The 16489-nt window shown below is 28.8% G+C and carries 19 protein-coding genes and 4 tRNA genes; all 23 read left to right on the forward strand.

Features of this window, described 5'->3' with window-relative positions; genetic code table 11:
• Position 1: 1 nt before the first annotated feature.
• Positions 2 to 883, forward strand: coding sequence for a ParB/RepB/Spo0J family partition protein (locus BS62_RS13455; RefSeq protein ID WP_496491797.1), 882 nt, complete (start codon positions 2 to 4; stop codon positions 881 to 883).
• Between the two features lie 12 nt (positions 884 to 895).
• Positions 896 to 2044, forward strand: coding sequence for an aminotransferase class V-fold PLP-dependent enzyme (locus tag BS62_RS13460; protein WP_496491798.1), 1149 nt, complete (start codon positions 896 to 898; stop codon positions 2042 to 2044).
• A 150-nt stretch (positions 2045 to 2194) separates the two neighbouring features.
• The gene (locus tag BS62_RS13465) at positions 2195 to 3493 is read left to right on the forward strand and encodes a tetratricopeptide repeat protein (protein ID WP_496491799.1); all 1299 of its coding nucleotides are present in this window, start codon (positions 2195 to 2197) and stop codon (positions 3491 to 3493) included.
• Between the two features lie 52 nt (positions 3494 to 3545).
• Positions 3546 to 4571, forward strand: coding sequence for a hypothetical protein (locus BS62_RS13470; RefSeq protein WP_496491800.1), 1026 nt, complete (start codon positions 3546 to 3548; stop codon positions 4569 to 4571).
• A 92-nt stretch (positions 4572 to 4663) separates the two neighbouring features.
• Positions 4664 to 5254: a sulfurtransferase-like selenium metabolism protein YedF gene (gene yedF / locus BS62_RS13475; RefSeq protein WP_496491801.1), complete on the forward strand. Its 591-nt coding sequence runs from the start codon at positions 4664 to 4666 to the stop codon at positions 5252 to 5254.
• A 55-nt stretch (positions 5255 to 5309) separates the two neighbouring features.
• Positions 5310 to 5573: a putative Se/S carrier protein gene (locus BS62_RS13480; protein ID WP_496491802.1), complete on the forward strand. Its 264-nt coding sequence runs from the start codon at positions 5310 to 5312 to the stop codon at positions 5571 to 5573.
• A gap of 11 nt (positions 5574 to 5584) precedes the next feature.
• Entirely contained in the window at positions 5585 to 5779 is a 195-nt protein-coding gene (locus BS62_RS13485) for a DUF951 domain-containing protein (RefSeq protein ID WP_496491803.1), read from the forward strand.
• A gap of 102 nt (positions 5780 to 5881) precedes the next feature.
• Positions 5882 to 7066, forward strand: coding sequence for an aminotransferase-like domain-containing protein (locus tag BS62_RS13490; RefSeq protein WP_496491804.1), 1185 nt, complete (start codon positions 5882 to 5884; stop codon positions 7064 to 7066).
• Between the two features lie 303 nt (positions 7067 to 7369).
• Positions 7370 to 7654 carry a 30S ribosomal protein S6 gene (rpsF, locus tag BS62_RS13495; RefSeq protein ID WP_496491805.1) on the forward strand — a complete coding sequence of 95 codons (285 nt, stop codon included), beginning with the start codon at positions 7370 to 7372 and terminating at the stop codon, positions 7652 to 7654.
• Positions 7655 to 7678: 24 nt separating this feature from the next.
• On the forward strand, positions 7679 to 8116 hold the full coding sequence (locus BS62_RS13500; RefSeq protein ID WP_496491806.1) for a single-stranded DNA-binding protein: 438 nt from the start codon (positions 7679 to 7681) through the stop codon (positions 8114 to 8116).
• An 18-nt stretch (positions 8117 to 8134) separates the two neighbouring features.
• Positions 8135 to 8362, forward strand: coding sequence for a 30S ribosomal protein S18 (gene rpsR / locus BS62_RS13505; RefSeq protein ID WP_490142774.1), 228 nt, complete (start codon positions 8135 to 8137; stop codon positions 8360 to 8362).
• A gap of 86 nt (positions 8363 to 8448) precedes the next feature.
• Positions 8449 to 8769, forward strand: a complete 321-nt coding sequence (locus BS62_RS13510) for a MazG-like family protein (RefSeq protein WP_496491807.1) — start codon at positions 8449 to 8451, stop codon at positions 8767 to 8769.
• A gap of 6 nt (positions 8770 to 8775) precedes the next feature.
• Complete coding sequence (locus tag BS62_RS13515; protein WP_496491808.1) at positions 8776 to 9717, forward strand: YybS family protein; 942 nt, start codon at positions 8776 to 8778, stop codon at positions 9715 to 9717.
• Between the two features lie 9 nt (positions 9718 to 9726).
• Entirely contained in the window at positions 9727 to 11724 is a 1998-nt protein-coding gene (locus BS62_RS13520; RefSeq protein WP_496491809.1) for a DHH family phosphoesterase, read from the forward strand.
• Positions 11725 to 12174, forward strand: coding sequence for a 50S ribosomal protein L9 (rplI, locus tag BS62_RS13525; RefSeq protein ID WP_496491810.1), 450 nt, complete (start codon positions 11725 to 11727; stop codon positions 12172 to 12174).
• A gap of 23 nt (positions 12175 to 12197) precedes the next feature.
• Positions 12198 to 13526 (forward strand): replicative DNA helicase, encoded by a 1329-nt coding sequence (dnaB, locus tag BS62_RS13530; protein WP_496491811.1) that lies wholly within the window; start codon positions 12198 to 12200, stop codon positions 13524 to 13526.
• A 39-nt stretch (positions 13527 to 13565) separates the two neighbouring features.
• On the forward strand, positions 13566 to 14054 hold the full coding sequence (locus BS62_RS13535; protein ID WP_496491812.1) for a ferritin family protein: 489 nt from the start codon (positions 13566 to 13568) through the stop codon (positions 14052 to 14054).
• A 179-nt stretch (positions 14055 to 14233) separates the two neighbouring features.
• Entirely contained in the window at positions 14234 to 14440 is a 207-nt protein-coding gene (locus BS62_RS13540) for a DUF1858 domain-containing protein (protein WP_496491813.1), read from the forward strand.
• A gap of 233 nt (positions 14441 to 14673) precedes the next feature.
• On the forward strand, positions 14674 to 15957 hold the full coding sequence (locus tag BS62_RS13545; RefSeq protein ID WP_496491814.1) for an adenylosuccinate synthase: 1284 nt from the start codon (positions 14674 to 14676) through the stop codon (positions 15955 to 15957).
• A 117-nt stretch (positions 15958 to 16074) separates the two neighbouring features.
• A tRNA-Lys gene (locus tag BS62_RS13550) sits at positions 16075 to 16150 on the forward strand.
• 17 nt (positions 16151 to 16167) lie between these two features.
• Positions 16168 to 16242, forward strand: a tRNA-Glu gene (locus tag BS62_RS13555).
• 6 nt (positions 16243 to 16248) lie between these two features.
• Positions 16249 to 16324 (forward strand) — tRNA-Val (locus tag BS62_RS13560).
• A 5-nt stretch (positions 16325 to 16329) separates the two neighbouring features.
• A tRNA-Asp gene (locus tag BS62_RS13565) sits at positions 16330 to 16406 on the forward strand.
• The last annotated feature ends 83 nt before the right edge of the window (positions 16407 to 16489 follow it).

Raw genomic sequence — 16489 nt, forward strand, 5'->3', positions numbered from 1 at the left:
TATGGCTAGAAATTCAACAAGAACCAATAGATTAGGTAAAGGATTAAGTGCATTAATTCCTAATTCTAGTAAGGAAGAGTTAGACAAGAAAGATATAACAACACTTGATATAAAAAAGGTATATGCTAACGAAGACCAACCAAGAAAAATATTTGACTTAGAGAAATTAGAGATACTATCTAGGTCTATAAAAACATACGGAGTTCTTCAACCTATAGTTGTAAAAGAAGATGATAATGGAAAATATATGATAATAGCTGGAGAAAGAAGATATAGAGCATCTAAACTTGCGGGACTTAATGAAATACCTGCTGTTATAAAAGATCTCCCTATTAAAGATATAATGGAAATAGCACTTATAGAAAACTTACAAAGAGAAGATTTAAATGCTATAGAAGAAGCTATAGCTTATAAAAGTTTGATAAGTAATTATAATGTTACTCAAGAAGAGATATCAGAAGCCGTGGGTAAAAGTAGACCTCATATAACTAATACATTAAGATTATTAAATTTATGTGATGACGTTGTAAGGATGATAGAAGAAAGCAGAATAACTCCAGGGCACGGTAAAGCATTACTTAGAATAAGTGATGTAGAAAAACAACTAGAAGTAGCTAATAAAATTATAAGTGATGATTTATCAGTTAGAGAAACAGAAAGTATAGCAAAGAAGCTATCAGAAAACAAAGAAACGATAGACAAACCTAAAAACAAAGAAAAAGATATATTTATATCAAGTATAGAAGATAGATTGTCAAATGTATTTGGTACGAAAGTTAATATATGTAAGGGAAAGAAAAAAGGTAAAATAGAAATAGAATATTATAGCGAAGATGATTTAGAAAATATACTAGACCTTATATTAGAAGCAAAAGAAGCTTAGGAGATGATATAAATGATATATTTAGACAATGCTGCTACAACTTATCCAAAGCCAGATAAAGTATATGATGCAGTACTAGACTGTATGAAAAACTACGGTGCTAATCCTGGAAGAGCAGGTCATAAACTAGCTATAGCAGCAGGACGTATAATATATGAAGCAAGAGAGAATGTAGCAAAGTTATTTAATATAGAAAATCCTATGAATATTATATTTACTCATAATGCAACAGATTCACTAAACCTAGCAATAAAGGGAATATTAAAAAGTGGAGATCATGTTATAACTACAAGTATAGAGCACAATTCAGTAATTAGACCTATAAAATCTTTAGAAGAAATAGGAATAGAAAATACAATAGTTTCATGTGATAAGTATGGACAACTTAACCCTACAGATATAGAGAAAGCTATAAAGCCTAATACAAAACTTATAGTTACGACACATGCATCAAATGTATGTGGAACATTAGTAGATATAAAGGCAGTAGGAGATATAGCCAAAAAAAATAACATTTTATACTTAATAGATGCATCTCAAACTGCTGGAATATATGATATCGATTTAAAAAAATTAAATATAGATATGATAGGTATAGCTGGTCACAAAGGATTGTTAGGTCCACAAGGAACAGGAGTATTATATATAAGAGAAGGAATTAGATTAAAACAGCTTAAAGAAGGTGGAACAGGAAGTAAATCTGAAGAATTGACTCAACCAGATATATTCCCTGATAAATACGAATCAGGAACTCATAATACTCCGGGATTAGCAGGGCTTAATGCAGGAGTTAAGTTTATATTAGAAAAAGGAATAGATAATATAAGATATCATGAAGAGGAATTAACAGGTTATTTTATTGAAGAATTAAAAAAAATACCTAATATAAAAATATATGGCCCTATGGATAGCAAAAAACAGGCATCTGTAGTTTCTATAAACATAGGGAATATAGATTCTGGGGAAATAAGTTATATACTAGATGATGTATATAATATAGCTACAAGATCGGGGCTTCATTGTTCACCGCTTGCCCACAAAACATTAGGCAGCTTTGAACAAGGGACAGTTAGATTTGGTATAGGATACTTCAATACAAAGAGTGATATAGACAAAGCTTTAAGCGCATTAAAAGATATAGTTAATGAATTAAATATGTAGTTAAAATTATTGAAATAGCCTCTTAGGAGGCTATTTTTAATTATAAATCATATTATCACGTTTCTTGTAGATTAAAAGAAAAATGTATATTTATTTGTAAATATAAGTTATAATTGAATTATAAGAAAATGTTTTCCGAGGGTGATTAATATGGAGATTTTAAGTCTAGGACAAAAGATAAAAAAGTTAAGAAAAGAAAAAAACTTAACTTTAAAAGAATTAGCAGGCGATAGAATAACAGCAGCTCAGATAAGTCATATAGAAAGAGATAAGTCATATACAAGTCAAGAATTATTGGATTATTTATCTAAAAAGCTAGATGTTAGTATAGATCATCTATTAGAAACAAAGGAAATGCAGGCAAAAAAAATAACTGACAGCTTAATAATTCAATGTGAGATATATTTTAAAACAGGAAATTTAGAAATGGCAAAAAAAGAAATAAGCAAAATCATGAATATATGCAAAGATTATTCATTAACAGAAAACTATGCAAGTTGTAACTTTTTATTAGGGAAAATACATCTAGAGCAAAAAGATTATGATTTAGCAATTACCAACTTTGAAAAAGCTTTATTTCTTTATATAAAAAACAATAATAAAGAAAACATAATAAATTGCTATATTAACATAGGTAAAATATACATGAAAGAGAATTTCTATAAAGCTGCTATAAATCACTTTGATTTTGCAGAAGATGTATTAAGTGATTATAACTTACAAAATACAAACACATATAGAGATCTTTATAGCAGTATGGCCTATAGTTATATAAAATTAGGTCAAAACGATAAAGCTATAGGATATACAGATAAAATTAAGTTGTTAGAAAAAAGCAATAACAATAAGGATGAGGCAGATAGAATATTACTAAAAGCTAATGGATTACTTCAATCTGGTAATTATGATGAAGCTAAAAGGAATTTTCAAAAAGCATTAGACATGTATAATAAAGAAAATGATAAAAATGAATTAGCTAGTATATATATAACTATGTGTAAAATACACATAAATTCTGAGCAATATAAAATAGCTTTAGAATATGCCAATAAGGCTTATGAAATAAAGAAAAATGATGAAGATGAAAACACTATAAAAATATTATTTAAAATTATAAAAAGTTTAATTGGAATTAATGATTTTGAAAGTGCAAAAAAATATATAAAAATAGCCCTTTCACTATCAATAAAGACAAAAGATAAGATGTTAGAGTTTAGATCATTAAAATATTACTCAATAATATATGCTAAAGAAGGAAATTATAGTATATCTATAGAAAACTTAAATAAATGTCTCGAAATAGTAAAAGAGGCTAATGATAAAAAACTTATAGGAGATTTATATATAGAAATGGCACAGGTGTATTCAAATATATCGAAAGATAAGGAATTAGAATATTATCAAAAAGCTATAGCTATTTATAAAGACCTAGATATTATAGAAAAATAGACTCTTTATAAAGAGTCTATTTTTCTATATAAGATAATAAGGGGGATAATAAATGAAAAAGGGTAGGATTATTATTATACTTTTTATAATGATTGTATTTTTTGTAAATCCAAAAACCATGGAGAGCATAAAAACATATTTTAATAATGATAAAATAAAGGTTATAAAAGAAATAAGTATAGATTCAAATGAAAATGCAGAAATACTGAATTATAAAAACAACCTAATATTTTATGACGGTGAATATTTAAAGGCACTAAATGAAAAAGGACAAAAGGTATTTGATTTAAACATAGAGTCAAAAGATTTTTATATAGAATCATCTAAGTATATAGATATACTAGATAAACATAACAAAATAGCTTATAGCATAAATAACAATGGAACTATAATTTTCAAAAAACAGTTTACAAAGATGCCGATATCATTTAAGAGTGTTAATGAAAAAATATTTTTATACCATTATAAATATGATAAAAAGGAATATATAGATTTATATGAAGCTAATAACAAAATAAAGACTATGCCTATAAATGGAACTATTACTGACTTAGATGTTGTAAGAAACAACATAATTCTAACATATATTAATACTGAAGAGGACTTAGTTAGTATTGTAGATAAATACGATTTAAAGGGAAATATAGTAAACACAAATAAGTTTAAGGATAGCATGTTCATAGAGACTGAATATTTAAATGATAAATTTTATTGTATAGATACTAATAATATATATATATTAAATGACAATCTGAAAGTCAAAGAAGATATAAATATAGACAATAATATAAAATTTGTAGAAAATACGAAGAAATACATAGTAGCAATAGATGATAAAAATAACCTAATACATATAGATGACAAACTAGAATTAAAAAAGAAAAATATAATGAAGTATGTAAAGGGTATAAGTTGTTATGATAATAGTTATATAGTTTATAACGACAATGAGATAAAAAGTATAATAGATAATAATCAGCATGATTTTGATTCAAAAATATATAAAATAATAAACATAAGCGATAAAACTATAGCTTTGCTTCAAAGTAAAAAGATAAGTTTGCTATATATAAATTAGATACCCTAATTATTAAATATAGAAATATCCTATAGCACTAATTTGTTTTACTATGCTAAAATTAAACTAGATTTGACTAAGGAGATGGTGCAATGAGAATAGAGGTTGATGCTAGAGGTCTTGCTTGCCCTCAGCCAGTTATAAAAACAAAAAAAGAATTAGACAATATAGAAAATGGAATAGTAATTACTGTAGTTGACAATGAAATAGCAAAAGAAAACATATTAAAGTTTGCTAAATCAATGAATTATGATGTTTCTCATAATAAAAAAGATGAGCTATTCTATATAGAGATAAAAAAGGGAGAAGGAAATATAGTCATAAAAGAAATTCCTAAACAAGATATAGATAATAGAACTATATATGTATCCTCTGATAAAATGGGAAAAGGAAATGACGAATTAGGAGAAGTGCTAATTAAAGGATTTATATATGCACTAACTGAAGTAAAGCCGTATCCAAAAAATATAATATTTGTAAATAGTGGAGTTAAATTAGCTACAGTAAATGAAGCAACTGTTGAAAATTTAAAAATATTAGAAGAATATGGAGTAAATATTATCTCTTGTGGAACTTGTTTAGATTACTATAATGTAAAGGACAAGCTTCAAGTAGGAAGCATAACAAATATGTATAACATAGTGGAGATATTTACAAATTCACAAAATACTATATCTATATAAGACTACATTTTGTAGTCTTTATTTCATTAGATATTTGATAAAAGGAGATATGTATATGAACGATATGTATATTGTTTCATTTGACTCAACTCATCATGCAATAAGGTCAGAAAAAATATTTATAGAAAATAATATAAAGGTTTCTACACTGCCAACTCCAAGAGAAATTAGTTCAAGTTGTGGTATATCTATAAGATTTTCTGAAAATGACATAAAAAGCATAAAAAGTTTATTAGAAATTAATGAAGTTCTTTATAATGGAATATTTAACGTAAAACGATTAGATAATGGGAAAAAAGAAATAAGAAAAATAGATTAGGAGGTATTTTCATGCCGATGATTCTCAATATAGGAGATATAGTAGAACTAAAAAAACAACATCCATGTGGAAACAAAGAATTTGAAATAATGAGAAGTGGAATGGACTTTAAGATAAAGTGTATAAAATGTGAAAAACAACTAATACTAGATAGGGAAACACTAGAAAAAAGGATAAAAAAAGTCGTAATAAAAAATAATTTGTAAAAGTATAATGAAAATCAGAATAATTTGAAATCATAAAGGATATTTGCTATAATAAAATAGTAGGGGAAAACATTATCAAAAAAAAACCCGGAGGTGCTTAATATGGCAGTAAAATTTGCTAGCAGAATGGACAATCTTAAAGCTTCAGAAATACGTGAACTTTTAAAGTTAACTGAAAAACCTGAAATAATATCTTTTGCAGGTGGACTTCCAGCTCCAGAATTATTCCCTGTTGAAGAAATGATAGCAGTTTCAACTAAAGTTTTAAAAGAAGAAGGAAGAGCTGCAATGCAATATGCATCTACAGAAGGATATGCTCCTTTAAGAAAACATATAGCAGAAAGAATGAATAGAAAATTCCAAACAAACGTTACAGCTGATGATATAGCTATAACTAGTGGTTCTCAACAAGGATTAGATTTCTCAGGAAAAATATTCTTAAATGAAGGCGATGTTGTTTTATGTGAAAGCCCTTCATACTTAGGAGCATTAAATGCATTTAAAGCATACGGCCCTGAATTCATAGAAGTTCCTACAGATGATAAAGGAATGTTAATGGATGAATTAGAAAAAATATTAGAAACAACTGAAAATATAAAAATGATATATGTTATACCTGATTTCCAAAATCCAACAGGAAAAACTTGGCCAATGGAAAGACGTACAAAGTTTATGGAATTAATAAACAAATTCGAAATACCTGTAATAGAAGATAATCCATATGGTGAATTAAGATTTGAAGGAGAAATATTACCTTCATTAAAATCTATGGATGAAAAAGGATTAGTTATATTCTTAGGAAGTTTCTCAAAAATATTCTGTCCAGGATACAGAATAGGTTGGGTAGCTGCAGAACCAGAAATATTAAACAAATACATAACTATAAAGCAAGGTGCTGACCTTCAAGCATCAACAATATCTCAAAGAGAAGTTGCTACATACATAGATATGTATGACTTAGATGCTCACGTAGAAAAAATCAAAGCTGTTTACAGAGTACGTAGAGACTTAATGCTTAACACTATGAAAGAAACTTTCCCAGCTGAAGCTAAGTTCACTTATCCAGAAGGTGGATTATTCACTTGGGTTGAACTTCCAGCAGGAATGGATGCAAAGGAAATAATGGTTAAATGTTTAGAAAAGAACGTTGCTTATGTTCCAGGAGGATCATTCTTCCCTAATGGTGGAAAAGAAAATACTTTCAGATTAAACTATTCTAATATGCCTGATGAAAAAATAGTAGAAGGTATAACTAAAATAGGTGAAGTTTTAAAAGAAATTATGTAATAAAAATTAAATTTTGACATAAAAAAGGGGAGTGGTTTATACCACTCCTTTTTATAATGTAAGGGGGAGATTGGGATGAAATATATTAAATTATGGGGGTTATCTAATAATATTTTCTACAACCTTTTCAATTAATATACATAATTTACTTAAAAAAGTTTTTAAAATATATTTTTAAAAAATCATCTTTAATATTTGACTTTTATAAATAATCATGATAAAATGACAAAGTATGAGATTTTAATTCTCATTTCTCTGCTCTGTTAAAGCAGAGCCGCTAAGTCCAAAGGGAGGTGAAGTATCGTGAAAAACTACGAATTAGTTTATGTATTAAGACCAAATTTAGATGATGAAAGCAAAGAAGCTGTATCTAACAAGATAAAAGACGTTGTAGCTACTGATGGTGAAATAGTATCTATAGACGTATGGGGTAACAGAAAATTAGCATACCCAATAGCTAAGGTTTCAGAAGGTCATTATGTTTTAGTTAACTTTAAAGCTAATAGAGATTTACCAAAAGAAATCGATAGAAACTTAAAGATAAATGAAAACGTAATAAGACACATGATAATCGCAATAGAAGAGTAATATAAATTCTAAGGTGGTGTTTTAATGAATAACGTTGTGTTAGTGGGAAGGTTAACTAGAGACCCAGAACTAAGATACATCCCAGGAACAGGTACACCAGTTGCCACCTTTTCAATAGCTGTAGATAGAGAATTTACTAATAAAGAAGGCCAAAGAGAAGCTGACTTTATTAATATAGAGGTTTGGAATAAAGCCGCTGAAAACTGCGCTAACTACTTATCTAAAGGAAGTTTAGTTGGAGTTCAAGGTGCTATAAGAGTAGATAACTATCAAAATCAAGCTGGAGAAAAAAGAAATGCTACAAAAATAAGAGCTAATAGAGTTCAATTTTTAGACAGCAAAAATAAATCAGATAATTCATATAGAGGAAATAACAATACGAATTTCGAACCTAGTTTTGAACCTTCTGGATTAGATCCTCAAGGATTCCAAGCTATAGACGATGACGATATACCGTTTTAATAAAGGAGGGAAAAAGTCATGATAAATAAGAAGAGACGTAGAAGAAAAAAAGTTTGTCAATTCTGTGCTGATAGAAACGCTAAAATAGATTACAAAACAACTCACAGATTACAAAAGTATTTAACTGAGAGAGGCAAGATATTACCAAGAAGAATATCTGGTACTTGCGCTAAGCATCAAAGAGAAATAACAATTGCTATAAAGAGAGCTAGAAATATAGCATTATTACCATATACAATAGATTAAAGAGGACGAGCCTTAGGCTCGTTTTTTTGTTGGTTAATAATGGGACATTTATGATATAATGTTTATATATTAAGGAGGGGGGCAATTTGAGATTAAACCGGAATTTAGAAGTAACTAGAAATATAAAAATAATAGAATGGATGAAAACTGAAATACTAGTAAGTATAGGCGATTTATTCAATTTGCTTTATAAAGGAGTAAAGCCTTTAGATGAAGTATTACAAGATACGTTAGCGAATATAATAATGGTTACATATTTGTTATCAAAAAGACTAGGGGTAAGTTTTTCAGATGTAGACTATAAGATAAAAGAGAAGATAAAAACAGCTATAAATGAAGAACATAGTATAGAAAGATGGTATGGAGACTTATCAAGCCTAAAAAAACACATAGATCATAGGGAGTGATAATTATTGAATAATAGGCAGAGAATGACAGAAGCTTCATTAATAACAGCAATAGCTATAATACTTTGCTTAGCAGTAACATATTTACCATTTTTTGCACTATTAGCATTTGTTATACCTGTGCCTTATGTTATAATAGCGAGCAGATGCGGAATTAAGTATACAGCAATGTCGGCTGTAGTATCTTTTTTTATATTATTAATAACTATTAATTTTCTAAATGCTTCAACTTCAATGCTAATATATATAATACCTGGGGTTATTATCGGGTATAAAATGAGTAATAATGAAGACGGTAAACTTGATTTTGAACCAATATATTGGGGAACTATAGCATCTATAATATCTATATTAATTTTGTTCGGATGTTCACAGATTTTATTAAATATTAACCCTATAGAGTCACTTATGGTAACTGTTAAAGAGGGATTACAAATACAAAAGCAAACACTAGAAAGTATGAACTCTGCCCAAGTAAAACCTATTGATATAGATACTATGATGGATGTTATAAAAACCATAATACCAGCATTCTTAGTTATGTATGGGTTTATGTCAGCTTTTATAACTTATTATTTATCTGTATTTATACTAAGAAGAACCAAGAAATATGAGGGGGAACTCCCTAAATTCTCTAATTTTTATTTACCAGGAAATACTCTAATAATTTTATTGTTATTATACTTAGTAGGATTATTATTAGGTAATATAGAAACTATTAATACTAAGGACATAATGATAAATGTGCAATTAATATTTATGTGTATGTTTATAATCCAAGGTCTATCGGTATATACATATTACCTAAATAAGTGGTTTATTAATAAATCTACTAAAACAATATTGTTTATATTTTCTATATTATTAGGGCCAATTACCTATATACTATCGTTAGTTGGTGTTGTCGATAGTATAGTAGATTTTAGAAAGGTAAGAAGATTTAAATAGGAGGGCTTTATGAAGGACAAGCTAGCCTTTAAATTAAATATGCCTGAGAATAATTTATATATATTAATAATAGGTATATTAAGTGTTTTTTTATTGTACTACAACATATATGTAGGTATGTTTTTTTTCTTTATGTTTGCATATATTGTATTTCACAATTGGAAAGTGACAAATATAAGAAGAAATGAATGGACTAAATACATAGAAAGCTTATCACTAGACATTGATGAAACAACAAAAAAAGCTATACTTAATTTACCTATACCATTATGTATACTAGAGTTCGATGGCAGTATAACATGGTATAACAATAAGTTTGTAAATATAACTGATAAAAAAGACATATTAGGAATAAACATAGAAGATATTGTTCCTAATATAAACCTAAGAAAAGTTTTGAATGAAAGTAATGAGTTATATACAGATTTAGAGCATAAGGGAAAGAATTATACTATTATTTATAATATAATAAAAAGTGAGCAAGGCTCGAAAACTAAGTATGTAATGATGTTATATTGGATAGATAAGACCGAATACCTAGATTTAGTCAAAAAATATAATGATGAAAAAAATGTTATGGCACTTATACAAGTTGACGGATACGATGAGGTTATGCAAAGCGCTAGAGAAGAAATGAGACCGATTTTATCTGCAGAAATAGAAAAGATATTAAAAAACTGGGAGTCAAGTTTAGGTGTTGCTATAAGCAAGACATCCAGAGACAAATATATACTTACATTAAATAAAAGCAAATTACAGGAATTAGAATCTAGAAAATTTACCATATTAGATACTATAAGAAAAATAGATTATGGAAATAACCTACCGGTAACTATTAGTATAGGTGTAGGGGTAGATGGAGATACAATAAAAGAAAATCTAAAATATGCAGCAGGCGCCCTTGACCTAGCACTGGGTAGAGGCGGAGACCAAGCTGTAATAAAAAGTAAAGATAAGTCTATATTCTTTGGAGGAAAATCAAAGGCAATAGAAAAGAAAACAAAAGTAAAATCTAGACTAATAGCTCATGCTCTTAAAGAACTTATACTAGAAAGTGATCAAGTTTATATAATGGGCCATCAGTATCCAGACCTTGATGCGCTAGGAGCTGCTGTTGGCATATTTGATATATGTAAATGGTGTAATAAGCAGGCAAACATAGTATTAAATTCGTCAAATATCTCAATCGATATATTCGTAGATAAATTAAAATCATCTAATTATTATGATGAATTATTTATATCAAGAGAAGATGCTATAAGAAATTGTACAAAAAAGACCTTAGTTGTAGTTGTAGATACTCATAGGCCAAACTTTACAGAATGTCCAGATCTTCTTGAGATATCAGAAAAAATTGTTATAGTAGACCATCATAGAAGAGGTGTAGAGTTTATAAATGATACTGTACTTTCTTACCATGAAACATATGCATCATCAACTTGTGAGATGGTAACAGAATTAGTACAGTATATAGATGATAAGCTAGAGATAGATAATATAACTGCAGAAGGTTTATTATCTGGTATAAGCTTAGATACTAAAAACTTTACATTTAAAACAGGAGTTAGAACATTTGAAGCGGCTTCTTTCCTAAGAAAGCTAGGAGCCGATACGGTAGAAGTTAAAAAGCTATTTAAAACTGATTTAGATAATTTTATTGTTAAAGCGGAAGTTATAAGAAATACAAAGGTGATAAATAATACAATATGTTTAGCATACTCTAAAAGCAATATACCTAATATAAATATAGTAGTAGCACAAGCGGCAGATGAATTGCTTAATATAAAAGAGGTAGAAGCATCTTTTGTATTAGGAATGACTAGTAATAATACAGTATTTATAAGTGCAAGGTCTCTAGGAAATATTAATGTTCATATATTTATGGAAAAACTAGGCGGAGGAGGCCACATAGATATAGCTGGAGCGCAATTAAAAGATACTACATTAGAAGAAGCATATAAAATGGTAGAAAGCATTATAGATGAATATTTAAAGGAGGAAAACTAAATGAATGTTATATTATTGAAAGATATAAAAGGAACAGGAAAAAAAGGTGAAGTTATAAAAGTAAGCGATGGATATGCAAGAAACTATCTATTTCCTAAGAATTTAGCTACAGAGGCTAATAATAATAATTTAAAAGTATTGAATGAAAAAAAGAAATCTCAGGAAATAAAAGAACAAAAAGAATATGAAGCGGCAGTTGAATTAGGTAAAAAAATGGAAGAATTAAATATAACTATATATTCTAAAGCTGGAGAAGGCGGAAGATTATTCGGTTCTATAACAGCTAAAGATATAGCTGATGAATTAAAGAAAAAACATGAAATAATTATAGATAAAAGAAAAATATCATTAGATGAGCCTATAAGAGTATTGGGGTCAAGATTTGTAGAAATGAAAATACATCAAAAAGTAACTACAAAGATAAGAGTAGATGTTAAGGAAAAACAATAGACAGTATACTAGAGGTGATATAAATGGAGGATAAAATGAAAATTCCTCCACATAGTGTAGAATCAGAGCAATCTATATTAGGATCTATACTATTGGATAAGCATGCTATGGTCACAGTTTCTGAAATTATAAAACCAGAAGACTTTTATAAAGAAGCTCATAAAATAATATATGATGCTATGATGTCTTTGAGTAATAAGGGTGAACCTATAGATTTAATAACATTAACGGAAGCATTAAAAAAAGATGATAGTTTAGATATAGTAGGGGGTATAAGTTACTTAACTAGTTTATCGACTATAGTTCCTACAACATCTAATGTAAAGTATTATGCAGATATAGTGAAGGAAAAGTCGGTATTTAGAAAGCTTATAAAAGCATCTAACGATATACTGAATTTAGGATATAATAATGCTACAAAGATAGAAGAAATATTAGAGCAAGCAGAAAAGAAGATTTTTGATATATCTCAAGAAAAAGCAAGTGATGATTTTAAAGGTATAAATGAAGTGTTAATGAGTGCCTATGATTCACTAGAAGACTTATATAATAATAAGGGTGGAGTAACAGGTATAACAACTGGTTTTACTGATTTAGATAAAAAAATAAATGGCTTGCAAAGAACAGATTTAATATTAATTGCAGCACGTCCAGCTATGGGTAAAACTGCATTTTCTCTAAATCTAGTTCAAAATTCAGCTCTACAAGCAGGAATATCTGCCGCAGTATTTAGTTTAGAGATGTCTAAAGAACAATTAGTTCAACGTATGTTATCAGCCCAGTCAACTGTAGAATTAAAAAAATTAAAGACTGGGAATATAGATGAAAATGATTGGCCTAGAATTATAGATTCTATGGCTGTATTATCAAACTCAAAAATATATATTGATGATACACCAGGTATAACGATACCGGAGATGAGATCTAAGTGTAGAAAACTTAAAATGGAAAAGGGCTTAGACCTAATACTAATAGATTACCTTCAACTTATGGAGGGTGATGGGAAAAATGAAAGTAGGCAACAAGAAATATCTAAAATATCAAGATCTTTAAAAATGATAGCAAAAGAATTAAATTGCCCTGTAGTAGCATTATCTCAATTATCCCGTGCCCCTGAACAAAGATCAGATCATAGGCCTATGCTATCAGATTTAAGAGAATCAGGAGCGATAGAACAGGATGCTGATATAGTAATGTTTTTATATAGAGATGAATATTACAATCCAGATTCCGATCGCAAGAACATAGGAGAAGTTATAATAGCTAAAAATCGTCATGGAGAAACTGGAACAGCAGAATTAGTTTGGTTAGGTGAAATTCAGAAATTCGCCAATAAAGCTAGAGAAATGTAAATTTTATAATATAAAATTAAAATATAAGGGGATGATATTATGAATAGTTATTTAAATGAATTAGAAACATTAAAAATAGCAGAAAATATAGAACTTGAAGGTTTAAGATTTTATACAGAAGCTATGAACAAAGCAGAAAATGATGAAGTAAAAAATATTTTTAAATTACTAGCAGATGAAGAAAAAGGCCATTCAATACTATTTGCTAAATTATATAATGAAGCAAAAAATGAAAGTCAAAATAATGATGATTATATATATGATGAAACTACATCAGCTTACTTAAAAGCTTTAGCAGATACAGCGCTATTTAATATAAATGGTATAACTAATGATAAGCTAAAAGATGTTAAAGATTCTAAAGAGGCTCTTCTTATGGGAATACAAGCAGAAAAAGATGCTATATTATTATACACAAAGATGCATCAAGTTTCAAAATTTGAGAATACTAAAAAGTATCTAGGGGAACTGATAATAGAAGAAAATGGACACCTAGAAAAGTTAATGAATATATTCAAGACTATGTAGATATATAGATAGTTATCCACATTAAGATTTGAAAAACAAACTGAATAAGATGTGGATATTTTAAAAGGTTCTACATAAATATTGAAATATCCACAAAAAATTATACACATTATCCACATATTAGCTGTTGATAAATATTGATCATATGTTAAAAACTGTAAGATATGGAGGAAAATAAATTGTATAAAGTTACGAAATACATGACAGTATCAGAAGTTCTAGCCAAAGATAAAAACTCTTCACAAGTATTTATTAATAATGGGCTAAACTGTATAGAATATCCAGTATCAGAAAATGAAAGTATAGAAAATGCATCTATAAAATATGAAGTAAATGTTAATAAGTTAGTAGAAGATCTCAATAACTATTTTTTAATACTAAAATAAAGCGAGCAACGTGCTCGCTTTATTTTAGTTTTTGGATAAGAGATACATATCGGAATATATTTTAATAATTATGTAAAAAATAACGATGCGTATATAAAGAATCCAATATTTTTAGAAAAAGTCGAAAAACACATACCAAATATAAAAATAATACTAAAAGGTTTGAACTTATATCGAATGTTTGATAAAATATATTGGTAGAGTGTTCGAAATTTAATATAGAGGTGAATGATATGAAAACTGTTGCTATAGTAGGATCTCAATGGGGAGACGAAGGAAAAGGTAAAGTTATAGATTATTTGGCTAGACAAGCAGACGTAGTAGTAAGAGGTCAAGGTGGAAATAATGCAGGACATACGTTAGTTGTAGGAGATAAAAAATATGCACTACATTTAATACCATCAGGAATATTAAATCCTGAAACTATAAACATAATAGGAAATGGTGTTGTATTTGACCCTAAAGGATTTTTAGAAGAGATAAAAAAGCTTAAAGATGATGGTATAGATACTAAGAATATAAAAATAAGTGATAGGGCTCATATAATATTCCCTTATCATAAAGAAATAGATGCATTATCTGAAAGTGCAAGGGGAGAAAATAAAATAGGAACTACAAAAAAAGGTATAGGACCTTGTTATATGGATAAAACTGAAAGATCTGGAATAAGAATTTGTGACTTAATGGATAAAGATATATTTGCATCTAAGCTTAAACAGCAAGTAGATAGTAAAAATCAAATAATAGAAAAAATATATGGCGGACAAGGATTTAAATTTGAAGATATATATGAAGAGTATATGGATTATGCAGATAAAATAAGAATGTATGTAGATGACACATCTGTTATAGTATATGATTCTATAAAATCTGGCAAAAAAGTATTATTTGAAGGTGCTCAAGGAACTCTATTAGATTTAGATTTAGGTACTTACCCTTATGTTACATCTTCTCATCCAACATCAGGCGGCTTCTCTATAGGTGCAGGAATAGGTCCTAATATGATAAAGGATGTAGTTGGAATTGTAAAAGCATATACAACAAGGGTAGGAGAAGGTCCTTTTGTAACAGAGTTATTTGACGAAACAGGAGACAAAATAAGAACACAAGGTAATGAATTTGGAACTACTACAGGAAGACCAAGAAGATGCGGTTGGTTTGATTCAGTAATCGTTAGATATGCTTCAAGGGTAAATGGATTGACGAGTATATCGTTAATGTTATTAGATGTATTAACGGGATTTGATAAGATTAAGATATGTACATCATATAAATTAGGAGACAAAATAATAAAAGAGTATCCTGCATCATTAGAAGATATAGGTAAATGTGAACCAATATACGAAGAATTAGATGGATGGAATGAAGATATATGCAATGTAGAAAGCTATGACGACCTTCCACAAAACGCAAAGAATTATATAAAAAGAATAGAAGAGTTAGTAGAAGTAAGTGTAGATATGATATCTGTAGGCCCAAAGAGAACTCAAACAATAATTAGGAAAAATATATTTTAATATTTTTTAAGCTGTTAACTTATTTAACAGCTTTTTTTGTGAAAAATTTTAAATAATTTGTTGACATGTGTCGAGAACCATAGTATTATATATAAATGTGAGAGGCACACAACAAATGACCCATTAGCTCAGTCGGTAGAGCACCTGACTTTTAATCAGGGTGTCCCGCGTTCGAGTCGCGGATGGGTCACCATATAACAAACTTAATAAGGCCCATTGGTCAAGCGGTCAAGACACCGCCCTTTCACGGCGGTAACAGGGGTTCGATTCCCCTATGGGTCACCAAAATTTGGGATTATAGCTCAGCTGGGAGAGCACCTGCCTTACAAGCAGGGGGTCACAGGTTCGAGCCCTGTTAATCCCACCATTTGCGGCCTGGTAGTTCAGTTGGTTAGAATGCCAGCCTGTCACGCTGGAGGTCGAGGGTTCGAGTCCCTTCCAGGTCGCCAAATTATTTGCCAAAAAGTGTGCATGCTAGTGTGGCTCAACGGTAGAGCAGCTGACTTGTAATCAGCAGGTTGTAGGTTCGATT

This window comes from Sporacetigenium mesophilum DSM 16796 (genome assembly GCF_059569055.1).

Coding starts and splice junctions, on each gene's coding strand:
- BS62_RS13455 (WP_496491797.1), top strand. CDS start 2: ATGGCTAGAAATTCAACAAGAACCAATAGATTAGGTAAAGGATTAAGT.
- BS62_RS13460 (WP_496491798.1), top strand. CDS start 896: ATGATATATTTAGACAATGCTGCTACAACTTATCCAAAGCCAGATAAA.
- BS62_RS13465 (WP_496491799.1), top strand. CDS start 2,195: ATGGAGATTTTAAGTCTAGGACAAAAGATAAAAAAGTTAAGAAAAGAA.
- BS62_RS13470 (WP_496491800.1), top strand. CDS start 3,546: ATGAAAAAGGGTAGGATTATTATTATACTTTTTATAATGATTGTATTT.
- yedF (WP_496491801.1), top strand. CDS start 4,664: ATGAGAATAGAGGTTGATGCTAGAGGTCTTGCTTGCCCTCAGCCAGTT.
- BS62_RS13480 (WP_496491802.1), top strand. CDS start 5,310: ATGAACGATATGTATATTGTTTCATTTGACTCAACTCATCATGCAATA.
- BS62_RS13485 (WP_496491803.1), top strand. CDS start 5,585: ATGCCGATGATTCTCAATATAGGAGATATAGTAGAACTAAAAAAACAA.
- BS62_RS13490 (WP_496491804.1), top strand. CDS start 5,882: ATGGCAGTAAAATTTGCTAGCAGAATGGACAATCTTAAAGCTTCAGAA.
- BS62_RS13500 (WP_496491806.1), top strand. CDS start 7,679: ATGAATAACGTTGTGTTAGTGGGAAGGTTAACTAGAGACCCAGAACTA.
- rpsR (WP_490142774.1), top strand. CDS start 8,135: ATGATAAATAAGAAGAGACGTAGAAGAAAAAAAGTTTGTCAATTCTGT.
- BS62_RS13520 (WP_496491809.1), top strand. CDS start 9,727: ATGAAGGACAAGCTAGCCTTTAAATTAAATATGCCTGAGAATAATTTA.
- rplI (WP_496491810.1), top strand. CDS start 11,725: ATGAATGTTATATTATTGAAAGATATAAAAGGAACAGGAAAAAAAGGT.
- dnaB (WP_496491811.1), top strand. CDS start 12,198: ATGGAGGATAAAATGAAAATTCCTCCACATAGTGTAGAATCAGAGCAA.
- BS62_RS13535 (WP_496491812.1), top strand. CDS start 13,566: ATGAATAGTTATTTAAATGAATTAGAAACATTAAAAATAGCAGAAAAT.
- BS62_RS13545 (WP_496491814.1), top strand. CDS start 14,674: ATGAAAACTGTTGCTATAGTAGGATCTCAATGGGGAGACGAAGGAAAA.